The sequence below is a fragment of the Aliidongia dinghuensis genome, assembly GCF_014643535.1.
GTDB classification, from domain to species: Bacteria; Pseudomonadota; Alphaproteobacteria; order ATCC43930; family CGMCC-115725; genus Aliidongia; species Aliidongia dinghuensis.
This window is the reverse complement of record NZ_BMJQ01000015.1, coordinates 1-21,222: the sequence shown is the minus strand read 5'-3', so window position 1 is coordinate 21,222 and position 21,222 is coordinate 1. Positions and strand designations below refer to the sequence as shown.

At 63.9% G+C, this 21,222-nt stretch carries 18 protein-coding genes; 7 read left to right on the top strand and 11 right to left on the bottom strand.

Going from position 1 to position 21,222, the window contains the following annotated elements:
• Positions 1–61: 61 nt before the first annotated feature.
• The 7 genes from IEY58_RS24975 to IEY58_RS24945 all read right to left on the bottom strand — a co-directional run bounded on the left by IEY58_RS24975 (position 62) and on the right by IEY58_RS24945 (position 4,051).
• Positions 62–568, bottom strand: coding sequence for a YkgB family protein (locus IEY58_RS24975; RefSeq protein WP_189050867.1), 507 nt, complete (start codon positions 566–568; stop codon positions 62–64).
• A 129-nt stretch (positions 569–697) separates the two neighbouring features.
• Positions 698–1,129: a cupin domain-containing protein gene (locus tag IEY58_RS24970; protein ID WP_189050865.1), complete on the bottom strand. Its 432-nt coding sequence runs from the start codon at positions 1,127–1,129 to the stop codon at positions 698–700.
• Between the two features lie 51 nt (positions 1,130–1,180).
• Complete coding sequence (locus IEY58_RS24965) at positions 1,181–1,876, bottom strand: glutathione S-transferase N-terminal domain-containing protein (protein WP_189050863.1); 696 nt, start codon at positions 1,874–1,876, stop codon at positions 1,181–1,183.
• Between the two features lie 50 nt (positions 1,877–1,926).
• The gene (locus IEY58_RS24960; RefSeq protein ID WP_189050861.1) at positions 1,927–2,259 is read right to left on the bottom strand and encodes a cupredoxin domain-containing protein; all 333 of its coding nucleotides are present in this window, start codon (positions 2,257–2,259) and stop codon (positions 1,927–1,929) included.
• 26 nt (positions 2,260–2,285) lie between these two features.
• Entirely contained in the window at positions 2,286–2,786 is a 501-nt protein-coding gene (locus tag IEY58_RS24955; protein WP_229743937.1) for a DUF4142 domain-containing protein, read from the bottom strand.
• Between the two features lie 60 nt (positions 2,787–2,846).
• Positions 2,847–3,395, bottom strand: a complete 549-nt coding sequence (locus IEY58_RS24950) for a carboxymuconolactone decarboxylase family protein (RefSeq protein ID WP_229743936.1) — start codon at positions 3,393–3,395, stop codon at positions 2,847–2,849.
• Between the two features lie 38 nt (positions 3,396–3,433).
• Complete coding sequence (locus IEY58_RS24945) at positions 3,434–4,051, bottom strand: nitroreductase family protein (protein ID WP_189050859.1); 618 nt, start codon at positions 4,049–4,051, stop codon at positions 3,434–3,436.
• Between the two features lie 93 nt (positions 4,052–4,144).
• Here IEY58_RS24945 and pdxR point away from each other — a divergent pair, with 93 nt between their 5' ends.
• Positions 4,145–5,557, top strand: coding sequence for a MocR-like pyridoxine biosynthesis transcription factor PdxR (gene pdxR, locus IEY58_RS24940; RefSeq protein WP_189050857.1), 1,413 nt, complete (start codon positions 4,145–4,147; stop codon positions 5,555–5,557).
• Positions 5,558–5,603: 46 nt separating this feature from the next.
• On the opposite strand, the gene IEY58_RS24935 is transcribed toward pdxR, so the two are convergent.
• From IEY58_RS24935 to IEY58_RS24925, 3 genes are all read right to left on the bottom strand, one after another.
• A complete protein-coding gene (locus IEY58_RS24935) occupies positions 5,604–6,197 on the bottom strand; it encodes a hypothetical protein (protein WP_189050855.1) in 594 nt (197 codons plus the stop codon).
• 187 nt (positions 6,198–6,384) lie between these two features.
• The gene (locus IEY58_RS24930; protein WP_189050853.1) at positions 6,385–6,936 is read right to left on the bottom strand and encodes a DUF2867 domain-containing protein; all 552 of its coding nucleotides are present in this window, start codon (positions 6,934–6,936) and stop codon (positions 6,385–6,387) included.
• Positions 6,937–7,006: 70 nt separating this feature from the next.
• Positions 7,007–7,339: an MFS transporter gene (locus IEY58_RS24925; protein ID WP_189050851.1), complete on the bottom strand. Its 333-nt coding sequence runs from the start codon at positions 7,337–7,339 to the stop codon at positions 7,007–7,009.
• Between the two features lie 208 nt (positions 7,340–7,547).
• On the opposite strand from IEY58_RS24925, the gene IEY58_RS24920 reads away from it, so the two are divergent.
• The gene (locus tag IEY58_RS24920; protein WP_189050849.1) at positions 7,548–8,288 is read left to right on the top strand and encodes a lytic transglycosylase domain-containing protein; all 741 of its coding nucleotides are present in this window, start codon (positions 7,548–7,550) and stop codon (positions 8,286–8,288) included.
• A 199-nt stretch (positions 8,289–8,487) separates the two neighbouring features.
• Positions 8,488–12,246: a tetratricopeptide repeat protein gene (locus IEY58_RS24915; protein ID WP_189050847.1), complete on the top strand. Its 3,759-nt coding sequence runs from the start codon at positions 8,488–8,490 to the stop codon at positions 12,244–12,246.
• Positions 12,247–12,578: 332 nt separating this feature from the next.
• Here the strand turns inward: IEY58_RS24915 and IEY58_RS24910 are convergent, their stop codons facing one another.
• Entirely contained in the window at positions 12,579–13,046 is a 468-nt protein-coding gene (locus tag IEY58_RS24910; RefSeq protein WP_189050845.1) for a hypothetical protein, read from the bottom strand.
• Between the two features lie 758 nt (positions 13,047–13,804).
• Here IEY58_RS24910 and IEY58_RS24905 point away from each other — a divergent pair.
• The 4 genes from IEY58_RS24905 to IEY58_RS24890 all read left to right on the top strand — a co-directional run.
• Positions 13,805–14,551, top strand: a complete 747-nt coding sequence (locus tag IEY58_RS24905; RefSeq protein WP_189050844.1) for an STN domain-containing protein — start codon at positions 13,805–13,807, stop codon at positions 14,549–14,551.
• Positions 14,548–15,099, top strand: coding sequence for an RNA polymerase sigma factor (locus IEY58_RS24900; RefSeq protein WP_189050842.1), 552 nt, complete (start codon positions 14,548–14,550; stop codon positions 15,097–15,099). The genes IEY58_RS24905 and IEY58_RS24900 overlap by 4 nt, the downstream gene beginning before the upstream one ends.
• Positions 15,100–15,157: 58 nt before the next feature.
• Complete coding sequence (locus IEY58_RS24895; RefSeq protein WP_189050840.1) at positions 15,158–16,141, top strand: FecR family protein; 984 nt, start codon at positions 15,158–15,160, stop codon at positions 16,139–16,141.
• A 360-nt stretch (positions 16,142–16,501) separates the two neighbouring features.
• Positions 16,502–21,222 (top strand): beta strand repeat-containing protein (locus IEY58_RS24890; protein ID WP_189050838.1); only part of this gene is annotated, 4,721 nt, incomplete at its 3' end.

The following is a 21,222-nucleotide window of genomic DNA, read 5'->3' as shown; positions in this document are numbered from 1 at the left end:
ACGAATGGAAGTAGCCGATGCCCGCGTCGCAGATGCAATTGGTAAACCAAGGATTTCCGTCTCATGATTTCTGAACGTTGAGCCACGGGCCTTGTACAGATGCCAAGAGAAGGGAAAGCGATGCAGCCAACAGAACCAGGTCCTTAAGAAGGAACTGGCCCGGTGCTGCCGAAATCGCCGGAAATCCGCCCGCCGTCGCTTCTGCTACGCCAGGCGTGCTCAAGAAGAAGGTGAGCGTGATAAGATAGGTCGCAGCGGACATCGCCGCTCCCAATGCGGAAAAAATGGGCTGAAAGGCCCCAAGAATAAGAGCTGCAGCGGTGGATAGCTCAAGCACGCCAATAACGTAGCTTGCCCCTTGAATTCCGAATAGGGTGTGCAGCCAGCTCATGATCGGACTGTGTTCGATAAACGGAGCGATACCGGCTGCTTCGTATGCAGTGAACTTCATTCCGCCGAACCAAAGAAAGATAGCGACCAAAGCCCATCTAAGCAGAGCCAGGAAGTTGAGAGAGCCAGCACCCTGTTCAGCGATTTGAAGACGAGTCAGGTTTGTAAGATTGGTCATTTGCAGTCTCTTCTTGAGCTGGATGTGCCTCTGACTGAAATGCAGACTCACCGCCGTCCGCCGCGGCGCTCGCGGGTCGAGCACGGCGCAAGCGTCCAATGCTTGGCGCTGTCGCGTGCGTCTGAAGGTTTATTTGGCGGGCGTGGTCAGCGCTTTGTCATTGGTGTCGAGGACGAAGACGGCGAGCAGCTTCGCCGGCTCGGTCTTGCTCGCATTGCGGCTGATCGAATGGAACGCGCCCGGTGATTCGGACCAGCTCTCGCCTGCCCGATAGATGCGCGTCTCGCCGTCATTCACCTTCGACTCGATCGCACCCGAGATCACATAGGCGTAGATGAAAGCCGACTTCGCGTGGGCGTGTGACGGAGAGGCTGCGCCCGGCGCGTAATCGACCTCCACGGCGATCAGCGATTTGCCAGAGATATTGGGAATGGCCGCCTCGAAGTTCTTCGTGACGGTTTCCGCTTCGCCGTCATGGGCGGAGGCGGGGCCGGCCATCGAGCCGGCCATCGAGAAGGCGAGGGCGGCACAGGTGGCGGCGATGATGGTTCGGATCTTCATGGGCTTTCCCCCGCTGGGTATCGGGTGAACGTCGTTCTTCGCGGGCCCTCTCTAGCCCGCAGTCACTTCCAGCCCGCGCCGCACCGCCGGACGCGCGAGGCCGCGGTCGAGCCACGCCTGCACATGAAGAAAGCGGTCGAAGCCGACGAGCTCGCGCGCTTCGTAAAAGCCGATCAGGTTGCGCACCCAGCCGAGCAGCGAAATATCGGCGATGCTGTAGTCAGCGCCCATCACCCAGTCGCGGCCCGCGAGCCGTTCGTCGAGGACACCGAGCAGCCGCGCTGACTCGGTTGCGTAGCGGTCGCGCGGGCGCTTGTCCTCATAGGCCTTGCCGGCGAATTTGTTGAAGAAGCCGACTTGGCCGAACATCGGCCCGACGCCGCCCATCTGCCACATCAGCCACTGGATCGTTTCGTAGCGCGTGTTGGGATCGGTCGAGAGGAACTGCCCCGTCTTGTCGGCGAGATAGATCAGGATCGCGCCCGATTCAAACAACGCCAGCGGCCGGCCGCTCGGCCCGTCGGGGTCGTAGATTGCGGGAATCTTGCCGTTGGGGTTGAGTGCCAGAAAGGCCGGGTCGTGGCTTTCATCCGCCAGGATGTCGATCCGGTGGGGCTCATAGGTGAGGCCCGTCTCCTCCAGCATGATGCCGACCTTCACTCCGTTAGGCGTCGGCAGGGAAAAGAGCTGGAGCCGATCGGGGTACTGCGCCGGCCAGCGCACGAAAATTGGATGATCGAGCGTCACTTTCTTCCTTCTTCCTAGAAGTGCGAGGGAACCCCGCGCCGGCGCGACCGCTAGGCCACGACGATAATCACGCCTTCCATGTGCGGATGGAACGCGCAGTGGTAGCTGAGCACGCCCGGCTGCGTCGTCACCAGGCGACCCGTTGCCTCTTTCTTCAGTAAGCCGGTGTCCCATCCGTTATTGTCCGCCGTCGCCGTATGCGGGGCGAAATCCCGATTGATCCATTCGACGGTGTCGCCGGCGCGCACTTCGATGCGTGCTGGCTCGAAGGCGAAGCCTTTGATCTCAACCCGGTGGATCGGCCGTGCGGCCGTTTCGGCACGAAGCGGTGGGGCGTAAGCCCCAACCGCCAGCGCCAGCATGAATTGGCGTCTGTCGAGCATCACGCCTCTCCGATGCCGAGGTTAAGCTACTTCAGCGCACCGACCATGTGGCCGGCATGCTCTTCGTGAACGCGGAAAGTGACGAGCGCCTGAGTCAGGAAGGCCTTGACCTCTCCGTTCTGGACGGTCGGGATCCAGGTCTCGCTGAGGGTTTTGTTCACGACCTGGTGGTAGGCCAGCTCGTTTGCGGCGTAGGCGCGGTCGAACGCCACGCCGTCGAGGGCGTTGAGTTCGGTTTTCTTGGCCGCGGCGCCTGAGATCAACGACTGGCTGAACGCATTGTCCTTAGGCTGAACCTTCAGCTTGGCGAGAAGCGCGGCCGCCCCCTCGTTCACCGCCGTGTGGTCGCGGATCATCAGTTCGGCGAAGCGGCGTACCTCCGGGTTCTTCGTCTTGGCGAGCGCGATCTTGGCGTAATCGATATCGATGGTGTCCGCCGTGTAGGCGGCGTGCGCGATCTCGAGGTCGTTCAGCCCGGCCTGGGCATGGGCGACGCCGGCGGCCGAAACCAGCGCGATGGCGGTCAACAGGGCGGTCTTAAGCTTAGACATGGCTTGGGCTTCTCTGATGGAAAGATTTGATGGAGGTCAGATCGAGCCGGCCGGTGTAACGGCGGGAAAGTCCTTCTCGGGATCGAACACGTTATTGAAGAAGTTCGTCAGGGAGTACATGGCCACCAGCGCGACGATCTCCATCACGTTTGCATCCGTGTAGCCGGCATCGCGGACGGCTTTCAGATCGGCGTCGCTGACCTGCCCTCGAGTCTCGATGACTTTGCGCGCAAACTGGACGGCGGCGTCCCGCTTCCGGTCGGTGGCATGGCCCTTCCGAGCGAGAATGATTTCATCGGCGGGCAGCTTGGCCATATGCTCGGCCGTAAAGCTGTGAACCGTCAGGCAGTAGTTGCAGCCATTCACTTCGGAGACAGCGAGGCCGATGCTGTCACGCGTCTTCACGTCGAGCGCCTTGCTCAACGAGCCGAGCAGGGTGGCCCAGGCGTTGAACGCGATCGGGCTCTGCGCGAAGGTCGCCATCATATTTGGGGTGAACCCGATGTTCTTGGTGAACGCACCGAGAGTCGGTTGCGATTCGGCCGGCACCTGTTCCAGATTGAGAGCTGTGGTCCTTGGCATCATAATCTCCGTAAGTCACTGGTTTTGAAAACAAATATGGATCAGACGAGATCCAGCACGTCGGCCACCGGGCGGCGCGGCTTCTGCGGCCAGTTGCCCGGCCGCTCCGCCCCGATGGACAAGAGCAGGACCGGCACTTCGTCCTCGGCCAGTCCGAACTCGCGGTGCACTGCGTCGGCATCGAAACCGATCATCGGCGTCGAACCCAGGCCCAGGGAGCGGGCCGCATAGATCATCGCCGCCGCGCCGAAGCTGGCGGTGCGCACGGCCTCGTCGCGCCGGCGCTGCGGGTACGCCATATACAGATTGCGTGCGGGGATTTCCCATTCCGGCACCATCGCTGCCGGCATGACGCCCGCTTCCACCAGCGGTGCCAGGCGCTGTGGTATCACGCTGGTCTCGACCAGCTGGCCGCAGACGATGAAGGTGACGGCTGCGTCGGTGATCGCGGGCTGATTCCAAGCGATCGGACTCAGCCGAGCTTTGGCTTCCGGCGTGCGTACGGCGATGAAGCGCCAGTTCTGCAAGTGAAAGGATGTCGGCGCGGTGGTGCCGATTCGCACCAGCTCGCGGATTTGGTCGTCGCTCAAGGTGGCGGCAGGGTCGTAGTACTTGGCCGCGCTGCGGCTCACGATACATTCGATGACGGCGTTGGTCATGGTGGGCTTTCTCCTTCCTACCAGCCCCAAGATGGCCTGTTCTGGATCAGAAAAAAGCACCAAGAACGCGAAGAAATCCTGTACTACTGGACCATGAGAAAGCCGCTGAACCTGAATCTCGACCGTACCGCGAAGATACCTTTGGCTGAGCAGATCAGAACGGGGGTGGCTGCGGCGATCGATGGCGGCGTGCTGGAGCCCGGCGCGCGCTTGCCTTCATGGCAGGATCTCGCGGCCCAACTCGGTGTCGCGCGCGGGACCGTGCGGATCGCTTATGAGAAGCTGGCCGCCGCCCAGTTGATCGAGGCGTCGCGGGCGACTGGCACGCGCGTCGCACAGCGTCCTCGCACCGTCGTAAGGAGCGAGCCGCCGCCGGATTCAGGCTCATTCATGGAGACCTATCAGGAGATGACGCGGAGACCCGCGTTCTTCAAAGTGGGTGTCCCGGCGACCGAAACCTTTCCAGCAAGCTTATTCGCGCGCATTCGCGCGCACGCAGTCCGTGCCGAGGCGAGCGCTCCTCCCTTCTATCCCGACCCTCGCGGCGAGCTCGAGCTGAGGCGGGAAATCGCGGGCTATCTTGCCATCGCCCGCGGCATCAATTGCTCGCCATCTCAGGTCATCGTCACCGGGGGGTTCAGCGCAGGGCTCGGCCTGGCGCTCAGCGTCCTTGGCCTGGCTGGACATACCGCCTGGGTCGAGAACCCGGGCTTCCCCTGGTCCAGGAAGGGACTCGAGCTCGCGCGCCTGTCCCTCGCTCCGATCCCGGTTGATGGCGACGGGATCGATATCGACCATGGGCTGCGCCATTATCCTGATGCCAAGCTCGTCCTCGTGACGCCCGGTCAGCAGGCGCCACTTGGTCCCACCCTATCGCTTGAGCGGCGCCTTCGTTTGCTCGAGTGGGCAGCCGCGAACCAGGTCTGGGTGATCGAAGACGACTATCTGAGCGAGCTGCAATTGGTGGGCAGGGCCGCGCCAGCGCTCGCGTCGCTCGACCGGGATGGGCGCGTCATTCACATCGGCTCGTTCAGCAAGACGATCAGCCCGACGGTTCGGCTCGGCTTTCTGGTGGCACCGGTCGAACTGATCTCTCGGTTCACGGAGGTGGCAGCGTGTCTCGCGCCGCCGCCGGGCCCTGTGGTGCAATTCGCGATCGCCGAGTTCATGCGCGAGGGCCACTATATGCGCCATCTCCGGCGCACCAAGCGCGCCTATGCCGCCAAGCGACAGGCGCTGCTGGATTGCCTTCAATCACGCGTCGGCGCTGATCATCTCGCTGCCTCCGGTTTGGCCGTGCTGCTGAAATTGCCGAAAGGAACACCGGACGTCGCCGTGGCACGCGAAGCGTTGACGTTCGGCATGTCTCCGTCGCCGCTTTCGGCCTGGTATGCGTCGCCCGACAGCGCCGAGTCTGGGCTTCTGCTGGGTGTCGCGACCACGCCGACGAGGAACCTTGTTCCAATCTGTGATCAGCTCCTCGAATTAATCCGTCGGTTCAGCTGATCGGGGCCTGTCTGACCGAGGGGCGGCCCGCCCGCGGAGCGGCCAATCACGCGGCCGACGGTATCGTCTCCGTGTTCGACCGCCTGTCGCCTGCCTGAGACTTCATCGGGAGTTCGATCGATTTGGACGCTCCGCGCGGAGCGGCCCGGGCCACATCAAGGATGTTGCCGCTCCGCTCTCTATCCAGGACAAAGAACCGGCCCGTCGACTGATCGAAGCCGATGTCGCGGATGCCGATGCTGGCCATGGCGGCGAAGGCCGAACGCCCTTTGCCGATCACGTGGTCGCACATCCGTTCGATGATGTCGGCGGCAGCCCCCGCGACCGGGCCGACCTTACTGCGACGGAACCGGACGGGTGGCGGCACCGGGGTTCGCAGAACGGCCGGGAGGTTGGCGCTGTAATAGACGCGGATGCGCCCGAACGGGATGCCGAGGCGCGCCGCCACCAGGCTCGCAAAAAAGGCGGAAAACCATCCGCGCCCGTAATCTCTCATGCCGAGCACGATCGTTACGGTTCCGCCAGTGTTGAAGCGGATGGCCCATTTCTGGTTGGAGGGAAGCACGAGGCTCCCCGTGACGGTCTCGATATCGAGCATCTCGGCATCCGCAAGGCGCCGGTTGGCAGTGATGGTGTCCATGACGAAGCGCTCCTCGATGAAGTCGGCCTAGCCGTCGTCACCTGCGACATTGCCAAGGAGCGTCAATCACCGAACTCCACTTCTTGCGCCGGAATCACACACTGGGACTAAACAGCTAAGGCAGGACACCAGATTTACCGACCGCTTTTTGGCTCGGACCTGCGAGACCGCCACCAAGGCTGATGCGTCACGCGTGCGGAGCAATAGTCGGAGCGCTCAATTTCCATTTGCTTTCCGAAGCCCGCCTCAGATTTGCCTGGACAATGAAACGGTGAAACGGCGCAATCACGGCAAGGTAGGTGCGACCCAATACATTGTGGCAGTGGACCACAGTTGTCGCGACGAGTTCAGCGCGGCCATTCCGCCCATCGCGGATCATGATGGAAGCACGGAAGTCCAGATGCCGGTCGTCCTCGCCCACGATCACCTCGCTTTGGGATCGGGAATGGACGCGAAAGAAATCGATATGAGCCGCCCCCTCGGCCGCCGCCCGGAGACGGAGCTGAGCCGAGGTCTTGATGCCAAACACTGCGACAAACGTGTCTCGCATACGCAGAAGCGTTCGAAGCCAAAGGGGCGGATCGTCCATGACGCATCGAGCAAGATGATCGACGCCTTTCGCGGCATCGGCCGGATCAAGCTCAATCGCGAAAGCGTCCGCCAAGTCGGCATCATCGGACCAGGCGGCGATGCCGCATTCGCGAGGCAGAGCAACCGCGACTACTTGGTGGGCACGCATCCTGTCTCTCTTCGAAATCAGTATTACGACACTTGCGCCCCTGGGACTTCAACGCGTTTTGTGCCGTATATCAAGAGCTTGCCCGGAATCTTACCGCAGTTACCCTTCGGTGCCGATTCACACCCGGCGAAAGGAACGCGAACCAGATCAGCGGGATCAGGGGAAATGTCGCGCCCAGGACGGCGATGGCCAACCAGCCGCCGAGGGCATGGATTTCGCTGGCCACTGCCGAGCCGACCGCGCCGCCGATGAAAATGCTCGTCATGTAGAGCGCATTGAGCCGGCCACGGCTCGCCGCTTCGAGCCCATAGATGGCGCGCTGCCCGAGCACGAGGTTCATCTGGACGGCGAAATCGAGGGCAACGCCGGTGAACGCGAGGCCGCCGCACCCCAAGAAATTCACGACACGGTACCGTTGGCTTTCCTGCTATTGGTCAAGGATGGCGGGCACCTCGACACCTCGACCACGGGCGGCGCCGAGAGCTTCGGCGAAGACCGCGTCCAGAGTTCCATCCCGTAAAGGGCGCAACCGTCGAAGCCGGAACGCCTTCAGCCGTCGGCTCCAACGGTGGCGCCGGGACGCACGTCGAGCCTGGCGGATACTGAACGCCATGCCGTCTGCGGTGCGCATGATTGCCATCGGGTTGGTGGCCCTCGCCGTCTTCTCGGCTACGAATCTCGTCTATCAGGTGATACGCAAGCCATCGGAAATGTTTTTTCCGGTGAGCGGCGTGCTCAACAAGATGCCTGCCGAGACCTGGCGCCAGTACGCGCCGCTCTTCCGTGAATATTCCACTGCGGCCATCACGCCCGAACTGCTGGCGGCGCTGGCCCAGGTCGAAGCCGCCGGCAATCCGGTCGCTCGCACCTATTGGCGCTGGCGACTGACCACGAATCCTTTCGCGATATACCAGCCCGCATCGAGCTCCGTCGGCTTGTACCAGATGACCGACCCGGCCTTCGCCGAGGCGCGGCGCTATTGCATTCGCCGCCACACGGTCGTCGAGAGCGGCGCATGGAATGATTGGCGCTCGTGCTGGTTCAACGGCCTCTATACCCGTGTCGTGCCCAGCCATGCGATCGAACTCACGGCCGTATTTCTGGACCGCGCCACCTCGGCGATTCTCATACGCGAGCGCATGCCGTCCGCGAGTTCGCAGCAGAAGCAGGACCTCGCCGCCATCATCCATCTCTGCGGCGCAGGCCCCGCGTCAGACTTCGCGCACCGTGGATTTCGACTGGCGCCGGGCGAACGCTGCGGCGATCACGATCCGGCGACATATCTCGCTCGCGTCCATGCGATGACGAAGGAGTTTCTGCGCCTCGCCGCCGATGAGCAGAGCGAGCGCTGAACGCCTTGCGCGGCTCGGTTCGCCTCATTGGCGACGTTGATTTCCGTCGCCCAAGCGCCCAACAGGGTGACCTCAGTCTGTAAATCGGCGCAGAATGGAGGCGCAGTCGCGAGTGCGGGAACTTACCCTCCCACGCCCATTTGGGCAGGACCCACCTTGGGGGCTTGCCTCGAACACGTGACGAGTCGGGGCGAAACCCATGCAAAAGGCGCCGACAAGCGACCTTACGGGTATTCAGGTCGCCGCAGAGAGTCCCGAAGCGTACATTCCCGGAGACCGTCGGCGTGCGCTTGCTGCCGGGCGCGAGATGCCGGACCGCGTTCACGGTGCGGCGCTCTTCGCCGACATTTCAGGGTTTACGCCGCTCACTGAAGCCCTGGCGAATGAGCTTGGCGCCCAACGCGGTGCCGAACATATCACCGCGAGCCTGAATGGCGTTTTTCACGCCGTGATATCGGATCTCGACCGGTATGGCGGAGAGGTCATTTACTTCAGCGGCGATGCGATCACCTGCTGGATCGACGGCGACGACGGTTCACGCGCCACCGCATGCGGTCTCGCGATGCAGGAGACGATGCGGGGCATGCAGGAAGTCGTCACGCCATCCGGTACTCGGGTTTCGCTGGCGATAAAGATCGCAGTCGCGGCGGGAAACGCGCGGCGCTTCGCCGTCGGGGACCCGGACGTGCAGCGTATCGACGTTCTCGCTGGGCGTTTGATCGATTCACTCGCTGAGGCCGAGCATCACGCTCGCAAGGGCGAAGTCATACTCGACAAGTCCACGCTCGATCTTCTGGCTGGGCGTGTCGAGATTGTCGAGGTCCGGACCGATCACACGAGCGGCAGTACTTTCGGTGTTGCGCGGCGGATGAGCGTGGATGTGTGCCAGTCATCGAAGCCGCCCGGGCTGGTCACGCTTCCCGACGAGGTCGTCCGGCAGTGGCTGCTGCCGGCAATCTACGAGCGGCTGCGCGCAAGGCGAGGTGAATTCATCGCGGAACTGCGACCCGCCTGTCCCGTCTTCGTCCGATTCGGCGGCATCGACTACGACAACGACGAGGAGGCAATAGCAAAGCTCGACACCTTTATTCGAGCTGTGCAGCACATTGTCATGTCGTTCGGGGGTAACCTGCTTCATCTCTCCCTGGGCGACAAGGGTGCCTACCTCTGTGCGGTGTTCGGTTCGCCGGTTGCCCATGAGGATGATGCCGCGCGAGCCGCGGCGGCATCCCTGAAATTGCGGGAGCTGTCCGCGACGACGGCGGTGGCTGACATCCAGATCGGCCTTACCTATGGCCGACTGCGCAGCGGTATGTACGGGCATCAGCTGAGGCAGGCGTTCACATGTCTCGGGGACGCGGTCAACACAGCCGCCCGGCTCATGTCCCATGCGCCGCCCGGCGAGATCTATGCCTCCGAACAAGTCCGTGCAGCTGCTGGCGAGGCGTTTGCGTGGAAATCGCTTGCCCCCATCCTCGTCAAGGGTCGAGCCGACCCTCTGCCGATCTTTGCACTGATCGGTTCGAAACGTTCCGTGTCGCGCTCCCACGCCGTTCACGAATTGCCGCTCGTCGGTCGTCGCGACGAACTCGATTTTCTCGAGGCACGATTCGATGAATGCCTCAAGGGACGTGGCCAGGTGGTCGGGATTTCTGCCGAAGCGGGTGCGGGGAAGTCGCGGCTACTGCGCGAATTCGTGCATAGGATGGACGAGCGTCGACTGCGCGTCGCGGTGGGAGAGTGCCAATCGTACGGCACCAATATCAGCTACTTCGTTTGGCGCAGCGTCTGGATGACGCTTCTTGACGTTGACGTCGCCAGCCCCACGCGCGAGCAGATACGCTCGCTTGAGAGCCGCCTTTTCGCGATCGATCCTTCGTTGGCCTCCCGTTCGCCGCTGCTCTCCGGGCTTCTCGACCTGCCGATTCGCGACAATGAGCTTACCGCGAGCTTCGACGCCAAACTGCGAAAGGCGTCGCTCGAGAATCTCCTGTTGGAATGCCTGCGCGCGTGTTCGCGCGACACGCCTTTGATCGTCGTGCTCGAGGATTGCCACTGGATCGACACGTTATCGAGAGACCTGCTCGGGGTGCTGGCGCGCGCAAGTTACGACGTTCGGGTGTTCTTTGTTCTAGCGTACCGCCCGACCGGCAGTGTAGGCGGGGGACTTGGCATCGAGTCGTTGCCGTACTTTTCCGAAGTTGCGCTACGGGAACTCGATGCGGATCAGGCCGCAGCGTTCGTTTGCTCGACGGTCTCCCGCATTGTCGGAACGGATTCCGGACCGCCAGCCGACCTCGTGAAGCGCGTCACCGACCGTGCGCAGGGCAATCCCCTCTACATCGAGGAACTGATCAACTTCATTCTCGGCCGAGGAATCGATCTGCAAGATGACGCGGCGTTGGACAAGCTCGAACTGCCCGATAGCCTGCACAGCCTGATCCTCAGTCGCATTGACACCGTCGGCGAAGTGCCCCGTAGAGCACTGAAGGTGGCAAGCGTCGTTGGCCGAGTTTTCCCCGCCGCCATGCTGCCTGGCGTCTATCCGGAGCTGGGGGAACTTGAAGACGTCGAACAACAACTCGCGACGCTGCTCGAAGCAAACCTTCTGAACCTGGATGTCGAGGCCGCTCGGACGTACGTCTTCAAGCACTCGATGACGCAGGAGGTCGTCTACGAGAGCCTGCCGTTCGGCTTCCGGTCGATACTGCATGAGCGTGCCGCCGGATACATCGAGCGCACGCGACCTGAAGCGATCGACCGTCAGCTCGACTTGCTGGCGCACCATTATTGGCATACGGAGAACGTTCCCAAGAAGCGAGAATACCTTCGGCGTGCCGGCGCTGCGGCGCAAGCCGCGTACGCGAATGCGGCGGCAATCGATTATTTCGAGCGTCTGGTCCCGCTGCTCGAGGACAATTTGCGCGTGGAGGTCATGCTCAAGCTGGGTTCCGTGCTGGAGCTGATCGGCGATTGGCATCGAGCGGAGGAGGTCGATAACCAGGCTCTCGTTTTGGCTGGAAGACTCGGCAACACCGTGGCGGCAGCATGGTGTGAAACCGCGCTTGCGGAGGTCGCACGAAAGCAAGGTCGCTTCGAAGAAGCCGTTGCCCGACTTGAGCGCGCCGCGATCTCATTCGACGCTGCCAAGGAATTGGCCGGTGTCGGAAGGGTTCAGCATCTCCTCGGCACCGTGGCAGCGCAGCGAGGTGACTATGACACGGCCGTCGAAAAATATGTGTCGAGCCTGGGCATTCGCGAACGGCTTGGGGATAAAGTGAGCATGGGCGCCTTGCTGTCCAACCTCGGCATCATCGCCGAGTACCGAGGCGATTACGAGGAATCGCGGGCATTCCATGAGCGTGCGATGGAATTGAGGACCGCACTCGGCGACCACCGGGCGATCGCCATATCGATGAACAATTTAGGAATGATCGCTGCCTTTCAGAAGCAATTTGAAGAAGCGCGTGATTGGTTTGAGCGGTCAATGAGCTTCAGCCGGGAAGTTGGCGACGCCTGGATGGTAGCACTCTGCCATAACAATCTGGGCAACGCGGCGCGTGGGCTGCGTGATTACGAATCCGCCCGGAAGCATTACGCGGACGCTCTTCGCAGCTATCGCAACTACGACGATCGGTGGGCGCTGGCGTTTCTATTGGAAGATATCGGCATGCTCGCGGCGCTCACGGACGACGCACCCGCAGCGTTCGAGCTGATCGGCTGTGCCGATGCGCTCCGGGAAACAATCGGGACCCCGCGCGCGCCCCCGCTGGAAGCCACGATAGCTAAGGAGTTGGCTGCCGTCGGTTCGACCATGTCGGAAAACGAGCAGCATTCGTTGCATTCGAGGGGTCGATCATTGGATGTCGCGGAAGCTACCGACCGCGCGCTGGGGGTTTGTCTTGGGGGCGCGGAAGGTGGCGAGGCCAGGAGGTCGAATGACCGTACGCTGACCTAGTTGTCCAAGGTCAGCACGACGCGGCTCTGCCACTCATCACTTCGGGGACGGCTCCAGTGCCCGAAAACGTCCGGCTGATTCCGGGCACGCTGAACTCAATCCCCGTTCAGTAGAGCGTTGGATCAAGCCAGTGCATGATCCAAATCCAATCCAAGCGTGAAAGCCCTCGTAGTTTGGGGACGCCAATTGCGGCAACAACCTCGGCTAGGGGCACTTTCCGTGTCAGCCTGGGCCTCGTATTTCGAAGTTGAAGGCAGTGAGCCTGCGGGATGCCGTTGCGAGCGGGGACACGCATTTCGTTCCCCTACAACCGCGTCAAGTAGGATGCGCCATCAATCATCGTAGTATCGGATTATGACGAAGCGGTCGCTGCCGACCCGGTAGAGGCCGAGATCCCTCAGGGTTCGATCATCGAGGGCTTCCCATTCGAGCGTCGTCTGCCGGTTGCGCGGCCGCCGGCGTAGGCGCGCGTGAATGAATGCGCCTACCAACCGTAGTCTTGTGAGCCGGCCAGCCGGAGCGGTTGGCGGCAGGGACGGGGCCGGAAGCCGGGCTGTCTCGCCTTGCGAGGTTCGCGGGCGCGCGTTCATCGGCCGCAAGGTCGGGGATGATCGAGCGTCGAACCTGATTATTGTTGCGCCCTTGGCCCCTGGCGGAATTCGAATTGCCGGGGCTTCGGCGGGTTTCGCCTCGGCGCGCAACAGCATCTCCTGCACCGATTCGGCGCTTCCGGAAGTGCTGTGGTGGGCCGCGCCGTATGTGGCGAGGCCGTCGATGCAGCTTCGGAAAATCGCTTTCAAGGCTGTGCCGACACGGTCGGGTCGACTGGCCGGACCGTCCGACGGAGGCTGGGGTTCAGGCGCCGACGGTACGGAACCGCTACAACGTGCTGGGACCCGATGCCGGTCCGTACCGTCGCTGAACCTGCCGAACGATGTCATTTGGTTTGACCTTCTGCGCTTTGGATGGCGCAGAAATCTCCGGCGGCGGCCTTGCGACTTGATTTCACCGACGGCCGATCGCGTTACAGCCGAAAGCAGCGCCGTCCTCGCTTGATCATCGGATGCTGTAACGAAACAAATCTCTTAGCGCGAGGCGCCTTTGGTTAAAGGTGCGCTTTTTCGTGTCTTCCCGATTTCGCGGGTGGCCCGGTACCCTTCGGCTGCGGCCATTTCGCTCAATCGCTGAAATGACGCGATGCGCCAACACCAGATTTGGGGGGGCTTCCTCGGCAGTGTTCAGACGTTTCCGGCTGCCGGACGGTGTGAGGGGTGAATCCGTCTCCAATCAAATAGTGAGAGCGCGACTCACGCTCTGGCTGGTTCCAGCCAATGCGACGGCGCTCTAGCGGGACCAACACTACTTGCGCCACCGGCCGCGGTTCGCGATTTGGCTCTAAACCACCTACATTCATCATGAGCCTGGACGCAGAGCTGTCACACTTCGTTTCTATGTTCGCTTCCTTGCCTTCACTATCTTAAGCATCTCGGAAACCTGCATGGGCCGAGCAAATGTCCCCGGTTGGTGCTCCAGGTGATGGCCGATCGGCAGTAGCACGATGCGCCTTGGTCATATCCTAAGATCGATGATTTCAGCGGCGACTTTGCGGCCCCGGGAGCTTGCGGCAGCGTATTTTTGCGTCGCTATCTGCGTCGGCATGCCGGCATCGGCGAACCCGGAAACGGGTCAGGCTGTTCCCATATCCTTTGATATTCCGGCCGAATCCCTCGGCGATGCGCTTTATGCCTTTAGTGTTGCGACCGGCATCGAGGTCGTCTCCGATGACGCCCTGATCGCGGGCAAGCGTTCTGCGGCCGTCACCGGCAAGTACGCCCCCGAAGCCGCCCTGCGTCGTTTGCTGGAGCCGACGGGGCTTGCCGTCCGTCCTGTGGACAAGGGCGCCATTGCACTCACCCTCGCGCGCGTGGCGACGTTTCCCAGCACGCCGCCCGCGGCTCCTGCGGTGGGGGATGATCTCCCGGATGATCGCTATGGTCCCTACTCCGCAGCGCTTCAACTCGCCGTCGTGCAAGCCCTCTGTCGTTATGACGATACCAGGCCGGGCTATTACCGGGTGGCCGTGCGGCTTTGGATCGGTCCGTCGGGTGCCGTCGAACGATCGGCATTGCTTGGCGGCACTGGCGATGGAAAACGGGACGTCTCTCTTGTGCGGTTGCTTGGTCGTTTGACCGTCGGGGAGCCGCCTGCCGGCATGCCGCAACCTGCCACGATCCTCGTCATGCCACTCTCCCCGCAGCAGACCGGCGACTGCATTTCAGCCGGGAACGCGAGTCTGACGCCATGACCGAAACGAGTTGGGCGGCGCTGCGCGATCTGCTGATCGAGCGTTACGAGGGATTGAGAAACCGCCTTTCGCGCCGGCTCGGCTCCAGCGATCTGGCCTCCGAAACCTTGCAGGAAACCTGGCTGCATCTTCAGCGCGCCGGCACTCTCGGGTCGATCCGTAATCCCGAAGCCTATCTTCTGCGCACAGCCCTCAATGTCGCCGCCGATCGTCGCGACGCCGAAAATCGGCGACTGACCCTTTCCGAAGTCGAGCGGTTGATTCAATGTGAAGAAGACGAGCTCGATCCCGAACGCATTGCCGAAGCCGGTTCGGAAATTGCGGCACTGGCGCGGGCGTTGGATGAGCTTTCACCTCGGCGTCGCGAGATTTTCATTCTGGCACGGGTGCAGGAATTGCCGCATCGCGTGATCGCACAAAGATTTGGGATTTCCGCCCGTATGGTGGAACGGGAACTGCGGGTGGCGCTGGAGCATTGCGGTAGCCGGCTCGACCGAAAAGTGATCAGGAGGTTCGGTCCGCGCTCCGCCGAGCCGTCATCAAAGTAGAGGCCTCGCGTTTCAAGTGACCTCCGATGACGACCCGCACGATGAAGGCTGACGCGACATGACCGGTACCGAGCCCACGGCCGAAGTGCTGAAGCGCGAGGCCTATGCCTGGCTGGCACGCCTCACCTCGGGTGATGCCACGGCGGCGGATGCGGCGGCGTTCGACCGCTGGCGGACAACGAGTCCCGCGCATGGGGAGGCATTCTCCGAAGCCAAGCTGCTTTGGAAGGTGATGCGGCCGGCCGCGGAAGTGGCGATGAGCCAACGCGGCGATGCGGTTCCGGGCATGGCGTTTGGCCGGACGAACCGATGGCATCGCCGGGCCTTTCTGGGCGGCGCGGCGGCTGCCTCCGTGGCATCGGTCGCGTACCTGGCCGTGCGGCCGCCTCTCGGCCTGTGGTCTTCCGTTGCGGAATTGAGCAGCGACTATCGGACGGGGACGGGCGAGCAGAAACGCATTGCCCTCGCCGATAGTATCTCGGTCCAGCTCAATACCCGTACCAGCCTCTCCCTCGGTTCTGCCATGCCTGGTGCCGACCATATCGAGTTGGTGTCGGGCGAAGCGGCGATAGCGACGGGGGTGTCCTTGCCACGGCCGCTGGTGGTGACGGCGGGCGACGGACGCGTCACCGCTCGCCGCGCGACCTTCAACATCCGCTATCTCGATGCGTCGGCCTGTGTGACGTGCCAGGATGGGGAAGTCACGGTCGAGCGCCGGGGGAGCAGCGTCACGCTCCAGCCGCTGCAACAGGTCTCCTACAGCACGGAAGGTCTGGACCAGGTCGTTGCGATCGACGCTTCGGTCGTCACGGCGTGGCAGCAAGGTCTGCTCATCTTCCGTCATGCCCCCCTCGCCGATGTCGTTGCGGAGGTCAATCGCTATCGGCGGGGGCGGATCATCCTGATGAACGATGCGCTCGGGCATCGGCTGGTCTTTGCGAACTTCCGGATCGATCGGATCGAAGAGGTCGTGCCGAGATTGCAGGCTGCTTTCAGCCTGCGGACGACGAATCTTCCCGGTGACATCGTTCTGTTGAGCTGATCGGTGCGCCGAAGGGGCGTGCCGGCGTCATCCGGCGGCCTGCTCGAAATTTTTTGTCCGATCGTGTCAGTCTCGTGCCGCGCCATGCCGTCACCTTAACGAGAGGGGACGAGATGGTTGCCGTCAGCTGCGTTGCAGGACCCATAGCAAGATCGCTGGAGGGCGAGCTCCGCCACGCCAGCGGATCAATGTGGCTGGGCCGATCGCCCATAAGGCTTCGCCGCCTTTTGTGCCGTTTCTGGTGTTCGGCACTGTCGCTCCCAGCAAAACCGGTTTCGACCCCGACGTGACCGCGCTGCCCGATACTTCATTCCTGATTGTCCGATGAGACGCCCGCCGAGGCCATTCGCAGGAGCCCGCATGTCCGTTTTTCTTTCGCCTTCGCGTGTCTTCCGTCCTCGCCGCACTTTCCAGACGGCGCTTTTGGCGAGCGTTAGCGCGCTGACCCTGCTGGCCGCCGGTGCCCCGGCGGAGGCGCGGAACATTCTCGCGGCGGATGGTGCCGCCTCGGCGGCGGCCAACGCGGCGGCGGGCGCCGTCATGTCGGCGCAGCAGGCGGCGGCCGCGACGCAGCAGTCGATGAACTCGCTCGCCCGCGCGACCCAGGCGATCCAGGCCATGCAAGCGGCCCAGGGCGCTGCCCGCAACCTGGCCTTGAGCGCGCCGAGCACGGTGCCGAACGGGCTCGGCGCCGGCGGGCTGCAGGTGGCGCCCAATGTCGGGACGGATCCGAGCCTCTGGCAGAATGCCAACCTGCCGACCCAGGCGACGAGCGGCGGGCAGACCACCGTCACCGTCAAGCAGACCGCGCAGAAGGCGATCCTGACCTGGGCTCAGTTCAACGTCGGCAAGGACACGACCGTCCATTTCGACCAGACGGCCGGTAATTCCTCGGCCGGCAACAACTGGATCGCGCTCAACCGGATCGTCGATCCCTCGGGCGTGCCGAGCCAGATCCTGGGCCAAATCAAGGCCGAGGGCTCGGTCTACATCCTCAACCGCAACGGCGTGATCTTCGGCGGGTCCAGCCAGGTCAACACGAACACGCTGCTGGTCACCTCGCTGCCGTTCATGGGCGAGCCGGTGAACCTGGCGTCGATGGTGCCGGGCAGCGCCGCCTATGACGCGGCCGTGCAGGCGAGCAACAACGCGTTTCTGACCGTCGGCATCACCGGCCCCGGGAACAACGGGGCTCCGTTTCTCGGCTCGGGCGGCGTGTCGGTGGCCGGCGCGTCGCTTTCGGACGTGCAGAGCTACGGCAATATCACCATCGATGCGGGCGCCCAGATCCAGGCGGGCAGCCTCGGCTACGCGATGTTCGCGGCGCCCAACGTTGCCAATGCCGGCACGATCCAGGCGGCGGACGGCCAGGTCATTCTCGCCGCCGGCATGGGGGTCCAACTCGTCGCTTCCACCGGCGTTTCAGGCAACTCCTGGCTTAGCCCGGTGCTCCTCGGTGCTGTTGATAGCCCTGGGCAGCCCGACCAGACCCCGGTTTTCGCGGCGACCAATACCGGCCTGATCCAGGCCACCACCGGCAACGTCACGATGCTGGGTGCCACCGTGACCCAGGCCGGTGTCATTGCGGTCACCACCAGCATCGCGCGGCCCGGCGCCATCGTCTTGAGCGCGGTGGATGAGAGCACTGGCGGCAGCATCACATACGCGGCTCGGACCGGCCCGCTGGTGCTGGCACCCGGTTCGGTGACGACGGTGCTGCCCGACGAAGATGGCGAGACGACGACCTCGACCCAGGCGGCCAACGCCTCATTCCATTCTGGGACGATTTCGCTGATCGGCGGCGCGGTCACGTTCACGAATGGCTCGCTCGTGGAGGCGCCGGGGGCCGGTGTATCCGTGGTGGCGCAATTGCCGGTCTCGTCGCCAGTCAGCATCAACGGGGACGTCGTCGGCCGCGTCTATGTTGATCGCGGCGCGGTGATCGACGTTTCCGGTCTGCCGGACGTGCAATTGCCGGTGTCTGCCACGCTGGTCACGATCGGGCCGCTGACGGCCGACGACCTCGCCGATGCACCCTTGCAGCGCAACGGGTTCCTGTTCACCAGGAAGGTCGTGCTCGACAGCACGATCAGCGGGACGCGCGCGGACGGCGAGCGCTGGGTCGGCTCGCCGCTGATCAATGCGCAAGGCTATGTCGACGAGATGCCGCGCACCATCGACCAGATGCTGGTCAATGGCGGGACGCTGAACCTGGCCGGCGGCGAGGTCATCACCGCGCCGGGCTCGGTGCTGAATCTGACGGGCGGCTATATCCATTATCTGGGCGGCGCCATCGCGACGACCCGCCTGGTCGATGCCGCGGGCCACCTGGTCGACATCGCCGAGGCCGATCCGAACGATACCTTCGTCGGCATCGCCGGGCAGTTCACCGTCGATCATGCGCATTGGGGCATCAAGGAGACCTATGGCAACCTGCTGCTGAGCGGCACCACTACTGTCCCGGACTATATCCAAGGCGGCAGTGGCGGCGCGCTCAACGTCTTCGCGTCAGCTGAGACAACGGGAGCGACGATCCTCGACGGCGAGATTCTCGCGTCATCCGAGGCCGGCCTGCATCAAGTCCAAGGCGGCGATGTGCCAAAGGGCGGCTCGTTGTCGGTCGGCGATACCTCACTCGCGGGCGGCGTCAATCCATTCGCTGCCGTGCAGGGGAATGCACCCAGCACGACACAGAGCATCGTCATCGCCGATCGAGGCACGCAACTCGACGCCATTGCGCCCGGTTTCAACGCGGATACCTCGCTCCTGACGCCGGCCTATCAAGCCCTGTCGCAGAGCGATCCGAGCAACATTTTGTACACCTCGACCCTGTCCGCGCCGATCCTCGACGCGGCAGGGTTCTCCGCGATGAGCTTCAACGCCACGACCAATCTCGCGGTCAACGCCCCGCTCAAGGTGCGGCCCGGCGGCTCGATCTCGCTCACCGGCGGCGCCGTGCAGGTCAATGCCAACCTGACGGCACCGGGCGGGACGATCAGCATCACCGGCAAGAGCTATATCCTTGGCACAAGCAGCACCGGTGCCACACCTGACCTGCTGTTTCCCGGCGACGTCACGGTCGGCTCCGGCGTCACCCTCAGCGCGGCGGGGCAATGGGTGAACGATGCCGGCCTCGGCCTGAGCCAGCAGACCGGCGCTGCGACCATCAACGGCGGCAGCATTTCGATCATCACCCAGGGCAATTCGGACGGGCCGCAGGGCGTCGATTCGCTGCCGGCCTCCGACGTCACCGGCGCGATCGATCTCAAGCCCGGCAGCGTGCTCGATGTGTCGAGCGGCGGCTATGTCCAGCCGAACGGGGTGCTCGAGGCGGTGGACGGCATCCCGGTCGGCAAGGGCGGCAGCATCTCGCTCGAGACCTACGTCTTCAGCGGCGGCTTCGGCAATTACGGCACCCCGCCTCTGCCGCAGAGCCAGCCGACACACGGCACGATTACGCTCGGTGGCGCCTTGCGCGGCTTCGGCTTTTCCGGCGGCGGCACGCTGACGCTGCAGACGCTGGACATCCAGATCGGCGGCGATCCGGCGTCGGCCCCGTCCTATGCGCTCGTCCTGCCGGCGAGCTTCTTCTCGAGCCAGGGCTTCGGCGCCTACAACCTGACGGCGCTCTATGACGCGACCGTGACGGCCGGCACCACCGTCACGGTCAGCGAGCGGAACCTCATCCCGAATCTCCCGGGGCTGCTGGCAGCACCGACCGGAACCAAGCTCTACGGCGCCGGCGGCGCGCGGCCCGACGGTTCGCTGGTGTCGGTCGGGTCGCTCGATCCCTATCATCGCCAGGCCGCCAATTTCTCGTTGACCGCCGCCGGATACATGGGCTGGAGCACAACCAACGGGGCCGGCGGCAACTTCACCATCTCCCCGCCCGTCTATGCCGGCGTGACCGGAACGCTCCTGCTCGGTCAGGGCGCCGCCATCCTGGCCGATCCGGGGGCCGCCGTCTCGCTCACCTCCTATGACCAGCTGACCGACCTCGGCACGATCGTCGCCCATGGCGGCAGCATCTCCTTGACCGGTGCCGCGGCCGACAGCACGCCGGCCACGAGCTCGGTCTGGCTCGGCGCCGCGAGCGTGCTCGACGCCTCGGGCACGACCTTGCTCGATCCTGCGGCGACACCCGTCTGGACCGCGTCCGGGCAGATCGTGCCGCGCACCGGCAAGGTGCTGGCGGGCGGGTCCGTCTCGGTGCTCGATGGCTCGAGCTATGTCATCGCCCAAGCCGGCTCGGTGATCGACGTGTCCGGCGCCGCCGGCACCTTCGACCTCGCCGGGAGTCCCGGCGAGGTCGAGGGACACGCTTACGCACCGACGCCGGTCTGGAGCAATGCGGGCTCGATCACGCTCGGTGGCGGCGGCGGCCTGCTCTATGACGGCACGCTCATCGCCCATGGCGGTGCCGCGCAGGCGAGTGGCGGCACCTTGACGCTGTCCGCGGCGAACATGGGAACCCTTTACACCCAGAGGAACCTGGAAGGGACGGCGACGCCCAGGGCCAGCGGGATCATCCTGCAGCAATCCGGCACCTTCGTGCCGGCCGGGCTCCGACCCGGCCAGGCGATCGCGGGCAATCCGTACGGCTTCGAGCGGTTCGCCGTCGACCGGCTCGACGGTTCGGGGATCGCGAGCCTGGTGGTCGGCGCCGATCCGGTCGCCGTGGCCGACGCCTCGCTCGGCCCGTCTCTGTCAAGTCCGACGAACGTGGCGGTCGCCGTCGGCTTCGCCGGCAACGTCTCGATCGGCCTCGGCCGGTCCTTCGTCTCGGATGCGACCGAATATGTGGCGCTGCCGGCCGGCGCGACGGCCATCCCGACCCTGGCGGCGGGGCTGACTTCCGTCGGCGGCACGCGCGTGTCGATCGTGGCGCCGTATGTGGATTTCGGCGGCGCCGCGTCGGCAACCCCGGTGCTGGCCACGGCCGACGGCACGCTCGCGGTCCGCGCCGGCACGCTCGACCTGACCGGGCAGATCGGCCTCGCGAACTTCGGCACCGCGACCTTCGCCAGCACCGGCGATACGCGGCTCTACAGCCTCGTCTACAGCCAGACCGCGATCCCGAC